We start from the raw sequence: 6,383 nt of genomic DNA, 5'->3' as shown, positions 1-6,383 counted from the left end.
AGTAGAAGAAATAGGAAAGAGGGGGAGAGGGGGGAGAGGGGGAAGAAAATACTTTACAATAATTTTTTATTCTTCATTTTTCATTTTTCATTCTTTATTCCTGTTTCATTCTTCATTGCTGATTTATCTAATATATTCCTTAACTCCCACAGAATCTAAATAGAGTTTAATAGCCTCCTTAGTATCCCCATGATAGGCTATTGTACCTCGATCGAGCCAAATAGTTCGATCGCACAAATCCTCCACATACTCCAAACTGTGAGAAACAAACAAGATAGTACTACTGTTCTCCCATAAATTTTCAATACGGCGACGGGATTTTTGAGTAAACTTAGCATCCCCGACAGATAACACCTCATCCAGAATCAAAATGTCTGGTTTAACATCCGTAGCCACAGAAAAACCTAACCGCGCTTTCATCCCCGAAGATAACGCTTTGACTGGCACTTCTCCATATTCTTCTAACTCTGCAAATTCCAGAATTTCTAGAGTACGAGTCTTCATTTCTTCCTTAGAATAACCCAATAAAACCCCATACAAAATAATATTATCTTTAACGGACATATCTACATTAAAACCAGCCCCCAATTCGATTAAAGGAGCAATATTTCCTCTTACTCTTACCTTGCCATTAGTCGGTTCTAAAATACCACAAATTACCTTTAATAAAGTGGATTTTCCAGCACCATTTGAACCAATAATACCAATCTTTTCCCCTTGATGAACCACTAAATCAAGTTCTTTTAAAACTTGTTTTTTTGCTGGTTTAGTATATTTTCCTTGTAAAAAAGAAAGCAGAGTTTTTTTCAAATCATAGGAAAATTCTTCTTGTGTTCTGCGCCATAAAGATACATTATCTAATCTAATAACCTCTTGATTCATTGCCATTTTAATAAGAATAAATAATAAGTTCAGTAAAAATAAAAATTAATAATAAAAATTTAGAGTAAATCCATAAAAGATGATTGCACTCGCTTAAAAAATAACCATCCTAAAGTTAAAATAATTATGCCACTTAAAAAGCCTCTCATTAAATGACTTAATTCGGGTAAAGCACCATTTAAACTTATTTCCCGTAAACTCTCAATGATTGGTACTAAAGGATTAAGATAGAGAATAGGTTGCACTCTAGCAGGGATAATTTCCGCAGGATAAAACACTGGACTGGTAATCCAAACAATAAAAGTTGCTATCTCATAAAAGTAACCTAAATCTCGGAAAAATACAAATAATGCACTGACAAAAAACCCGACTCCTGTACAAACCAAAACTAAGGCAATAAAAGGAAATAATAAGAGTAAAACATTTAAAGGATTATGGGTTTTTACTAGGGTGACAATAGCTAATAAAGGAAAAGAGCCTACCATAAATTGAAAAATATTAGCCCCAATCATTGCTAAGGGAAAAACGGGAACAGGTAACTTAATTTTATTTAATAAGTCTCCATTCATCACCACACTACTTAATGCTTGAGTAGTGGAAGAATTATAAAAATTAATGATTAATAAACCTGTAAACGCCGCTAACATATAGTTTACGATCGAATCTCCGAAGTAAGAAGCAAATGTTGCTCCAAAAATAGCAGTATATAAACCCGTCATAATGAGGGGATTTAATAAAGACCAATATACCCCTAAAAAAGAGCCACGATAACGAGCATTTAAACTTTGAGGAATTAATACAGAAAGAAGATCCCAATAACGTTTAACATCTTCTCCTAAAGGTAATTTATCTATAAAATTGACAGTTTTTTTTCTTGTTATTACCATAAATATTAGCAATAATAATTCATTATTTGATTGAGATTAAGATCATTCTATCTTAGTGCTATCCTGTTTTTCTGTCATCTCTGATTTTTACCTTGAAACAAATTTTTTAATTTTAAGTGTTCAAAATGAGGATCGATCGAGTAAACTTAACCACAGATTAAACTATGTTTCCATAGAAATATAAATAAAAGTTAATGTAAGGAAGAATGAGTAATCATAAAACAGCTTTAATTACTGGTGTAACAGGACAAGACGGCTCTTATTTAAGTGAATTATTATTGAGTAAAGGTTATACCGTTCATGGTATCATCCGACGCACTTCTACTTTTAATACCGATCGAATAGATCATATATACCAAGATCCTCATCAAGAAGGTGCTAAATTTTTTCTCCACTATGGAGACTTAACGGACGGTACTACTCTACGCCGTATTTTAGAAGAAACACAACCCGATGAAGTCTATAACTTAGGCGCACAATCTCACGTTAGAGTCAGTTTTGATGCCCCAGAATTTACCGTCGATAGCGTGGCAATGGGTACATTAAGACTATTAGAAGCCGTGAGGGATTATCAAAGAAGAACCAATGCTAATATACGTTATTATCAAGCGGGTTCATCGGAAATGTTCGGGAAAGTAATGGAAATTCCCCAAAAAGAAACGACTCCTTTCTATCCTCGTAGTCCTTACGCCTGTGGTAAAGTATATGCACACTGGCAAACCATCAATCACCGTGAATCTTACAACTTATTTGCTTGTAACGGCATTCTATTTAACCATGAAAGCCCTCGCCGTGGTGAAACCTTCGTAACCAGAAAAATTACTAGAGCCATCGCTCGTATTGTGGCAGGGCAACAGAAAAAACTATACTTAGGCAACATCGACTCTAAAAGAGATTGGGGTTATGCCAAAGACTATGTTGTCGCTATGTGGTTAATGTTGCAACAAGAGCAACCAGACGATTATGTGGTAGCCACTGGAGAAACCCATTCTGTCAAGGAATTTTTAGAGTTAGCCTTCTCTCACGTTAACTTAAACTGGGAAGATTACGTTGCCTTTGATGAGCGTTATTTGCGCCCTGCGGAAGTGGATTTGTTAATCGGTGATCCTACTAAAGCACAACAAAAACTAGGTTGGAAACCTTCAGTTACTTTCCCTGAGTTAGTTAATTTGATGGTGGATGCCGATTTAGAAGCATTAGGCATTAACAACGGCGAAAAAGTGAAAGATGTTGCTTATATTCGTCAAAATATGTTGCACAACGTCAATTAAATAGGGGTTGCTGAAAAAGTCTTTTGATGAGGGTAGGTTATCTCATAGTATTTTAAAAGTAATAGGTAATAGGTAAGCTAGAAAGCATCCAAGTTTACTGATAAAGAGAAGCAAAAGGCAAAAGTTAATATCAGTCAATAGTTATCAGTATTTTTAACTATTAGAGAAAAATGCAAGTTAAATGCGTCTTAGCTGATTATTTTTCTGCACCAATAAGGGTATTGATAGAGGTGCTAGACTTGAGTATAATTTTGTGAATGAATAAAGTCTGTCTCACTCACCATGAAAAAAATTATTGAAGGGTTACATCGGTTTCAAGCAGGATATTTTGAAAGTCATCGAGATTTATTTGAACAATTATCCCATGGGCAACATCCCCGCATCTTATTTATAACCTGTTCTGACTCTCGTATTGATCCTAATCTTATCACTCAAGCTAATGTAGGGGATTTATTTGTCATTCGCAATGCAGGTAATATTATTCCTCCCTTTGGTGCAACCAATGGCGGTGAGGGGGCTTCTGTCGAGTATGCAGTTTCAGCTTTAGATATTGAGCAAGTTATTGTGTGTGGGCATTCTCATTGTGGGGCGATGAAAGGTTTATTGAAAATGTCTAAATTGGCGGATAAAATGCCTTTAGTTTATGAATGGTTGAAACAGGCAGAAGCTACTCGTCGCTTGATTGTCGATAATTATAATCATGTGGAAGGGGAGGAGTTATTACAAATTACGGTGGCGGAAAATGTGTTAACTCAACTAGAAAATTTAACTACTTATCCGATTATTCGTAGTCGTTTACATCAAGGGCGACTTTTTCTTCATGGTTGGATTTATAGTATTGAAACGGGAGAAGTTTTAACCTATGATCCAGAAGTTCATGATTTTGTTTCGATCGAAAGTAGAACCAATAATTCTGAATATAAATATAATTTACATCCTAGTTGTTCTGTGGGCAAGTCTATTTATGGGATTCGGGATGTTAATACTGTGAAAAATTCACCTACGGAAACAGTAACACAATCTACTAATCCTAATCCTAATCCTAATTTACCTCGATCGAACCGCCTGTCACCCGAACAAGCGCAAAGAATTTATCGTGGTAGTCGATAATAAGAATTAAGAATTAAAAAAGTAGATTTTTTGTTGAATGTGGAGATTTAAGAATCTTTCTTTGAGGAGGGGTGCTGTAAAATGGGAATAAAGTAACAATATCTAAAAATTATGGATTTAGATCAACAATTAAGAAATTTAATCAATGAAGCCCCAGAATATGGAGTACCATCTATAATTATGGAACAAGGTGTTATTCCTGTTATTAGTGCTTATGCTCATCAGTTAGATTATAGTAGCTATTATTTAAGACAAAACCTCGAAAATAATTTAATCTTAACCATTTTAGGATCACAAGAACACCCTGAAGTAGAAAAAAAAGTTATTTATGCTTTCCCTACCCTTAAAGATGCTACCCAATTTCCCGATACTAAAAATAATGAAGGAGATTTAGTTGCTCAAGAAGTGCCAGTGAGTCAAATATTGTTTCAAATGTTTACCATGAAAGAAGTTGATAGCGTTATTTTCGTGGAAAAACCCGAAAATTATCAACAAAGTAAGGAAATTTATTGTGAAAAGTTACAAACTGCCATTCAACAAACCCTGAGTAATTTTATTAACGCTAACAATTCTCCCATTGTGTGACATCTTTGATGGAAAGCTCGAAAAGCCTTTAGGATTTTCTTTTTTTAAATTATTTGTAGTGGTTGGTGGGCATTTGCCCACCCTAAATTTAGATTCTCGGTTTAATTCCCAGAATCAATTTTTTAATCTTTCTTCTAATTCAGATTTATCTTCAATAATCTCGAATAAATTACCCATATTAGTTAAATCAAATAACATTTTAACTTGATCATTTAAAGACATTAAAAAAAGTCTGCCACTAGCATTACGAATCATTTTTAAGATTAACACTAATGCACCTAAACCAGAGCTATCCATAAAAGTTACTTTCTTTAAGTCAATGAGAACAACATTAACACCTTCACTGATTAACTCACTAATTTGTTGTCTAAATTGAGTGGATTTTGCATTGTCGAAAATACCTTCGGGTCTAAGAACTTTGATTTTTGGTAACATAGATTAATAAATTGCTCTCTTTAAATGAATAAAAACATAACATAAGTAAAACTTACGCATTTGTAACAAAAATTAATGATTTGAAATTCTTCCAAAAGACGATCGAACTAACATTGTACATTGTTTGTCTAAGTATATTTTAACCAAAAGTGACACTCTCGATCGAGCTAATTTTTCAATCCAGTAGTACTAACCCCTTGAATAAACTGTTTTTGTCCTATGATAAAAAGTAGAATAACTGGGATAGTCGCAATCACTACCGCCGCCATGAGTAAAGACCAATTACTGGTAAACTGTTCTTGAAAAGAAGCTAAAGAAAGTTGTACTGTCGTCAGTTTTGGGTTATTAGTAAAAACAAGGGGTTTAAATAAGTCATTCCATTCGCCGATGAAAGTAAATAAAGAGAGGGTAATTACCGCAGGTTTAGCAAGGGGAAAGAGAATATGCCAAATAACCTGTAAACGATTTGCACCATCTAATTCGGCGGCTTGTTCTAATTCTAAGGGAATACTGATAAAATATTGACGCATTAAAAATATCCCAAAGCCACTGGCAGCAGTGGGTAAAATTAACGCCCAATAAGTATTAATTAAGTGTCCCCATTTCAGTACTAAAAAGATCGGAATTACTAATATTTGAAAAGGAATAATTAGGGTTGCTAATATTAATAATAAAACAATATTTTTGCCATGAAAATTTATTCTCGCTAAAGCATACCCGGCTAAAGTAGAACTAATTATTTGTAATAGTGTCACCACGATCGAAACTAATGTAGAATTAGCAAAAGCTAAGATAAAATTGCCTTTTTGCCACGCCATTTGATAGTATTTTAGAGTAAAACTATGATTTAAGGAATTATCAAAAAATGAAGTATAAAAAACAATAAATAAGGGAAATAAAACTATAATTAAACCTATAAAAAGTATCAAAAAACTAATTATTTTAAAAAAAGAATTGCGATTATACATCACTAATATTCTACGAATAAGAAATAAACAAGTTCGATCGAAATTATAGCAATAAGTAAGTCAGCAAATTAATGGGATATTTAGGGTTTGCTGAAAAAGTCTTTTGATGAAGATAGGGAAAAGCGGATTTGGGAAAAGGGAAAAGGGAATAAGTAATAAAAATCAAGGTTTTGAGGCTTTGTATGAATATATAAATACAAAAATGTTTTAAATTACTTTTCTTCCCCCTCTTCCCCCTCTTCCCT

At 33.6% G+C, this 6,383-nt stretch carries 7 protein-coding genes; 3 read left to right on the top strand and 4 right to left on the bottom strand.

Annotation, left to right across the window (positions count from 1 at the left end):
- Window positions 1–123 precede the first annotated feature (123 nt).
- The gene (locus ACN4EE_RS21625) at window positions 124–882 is read right to left on the bottom strand and encodes an ABC transporter ATP-binding protein (RefSeq protein WP_431708583.1); all 759 of its coding nucleotides are present in this window, start codon (window positions 880–882) and stop codon (window positions 124–126) included.
- Between the two features lie 59 nt (window positions 883–941).
- Window positions 942–1,769 carry an ABC transporter permease gene (locus tag ACN4EE_RS21620; RefSeq protein ID WP_431708582.1) on the bottom strand — a complete coding sequence of 276 codons (828 nt, stop codon included), beginning with the start codon at window positions 1,767–1,769 and terminating at the stop codon, window positions 942–944.
- A 206-nt stretch (window positions 1,770–1,975) separates the two neighbouring features.
- Between ACN4EE_RS21620 and gmd the strand changes: the two genes are divergently transcribed.
- The 3 genes from gmd (at window position 1,976) to ACN4EE_RS21605 (ending at window position 4,735) form a co-directional block, all read left to right on the top strand.
- Window positions 1,976–3,040: a GDP-mannose 4,6-dehydratase gene (gene gmd / locus ACN4EE_RS21615; RefSeq protein WP_431708581.1), complete on the top strand. Its 1,065-nt coding sequence runs from the start codon at window positions 1,976–1,978 to the stop codon at window positions 3,038–3,040.
- Between the two features lie 282 nt (window positions 3,041–3,322).
- A complete protein-coding gene (locus ACN4EE_RS21610; RefSeq protein WP_431708580.1) occupies window positions 3,323–4,150 on the top strand; it encodes a carbonic anhydrase in 828 nt (275 codons plus the stop codon).
- 111 nt (window positions 4,151–4,261) lie between these two features.
- A complete protein-coding gene (locus ACN4EE_RS21605; RefSeq protein ID WP_431708579.1) occupies window positions 4,262–4,735 on the top strand; it encodes a hypothetical protein in 474 nt (157 codons plus the stop codon).
- A 114-nt stretch (window positions 4,736–4,849) separates the two neighbouring features.
- Here ACN4EE_RS21605 and ACN4EE_RS21600 read toward each other — a convergent pair whose 3' ends face one another.
- Together ACN4EE_RS21600 and ACN4EE_RS21595 are read right to left on the bottom strand one after the other, a co-directional pair.
- Entirely contained in the window at window positions 4,850–5,170 is a 321-nt protein-coding gene (locus ACN4EE_RS21600) for an STAS domain-containing protein (protein ID WP_431708578.1), read from the bottom strand.
- 167 nt (window positions 5,171–5,337) lie between these two features.
- Entirely contained in the window at window positions 5,338–5,988 is a 651-nt protein-coding gene (locus ACN4EE_RS21595) for a carbohydrate ABC transporter permease (protein ID WP_431708577.1), read from the bottom strand.
- Between the last annotated feature and the right edge of the window lie 395 nt (window positions 5,989–6,383).

The organism is Geminocystis sp. CENA526 (assembly GCF_050753365.1).
Lineage (GTDB): Bacteria > Cyanobacteriota > Cyanobacteriia > Cyanobacteriales > Cyanobacteriaceae > Geminocystis.
Note: the sequence above shows the minus strand (reverse complement) of the source record. Positions and strands in the feature narration are given on the sequence as shown.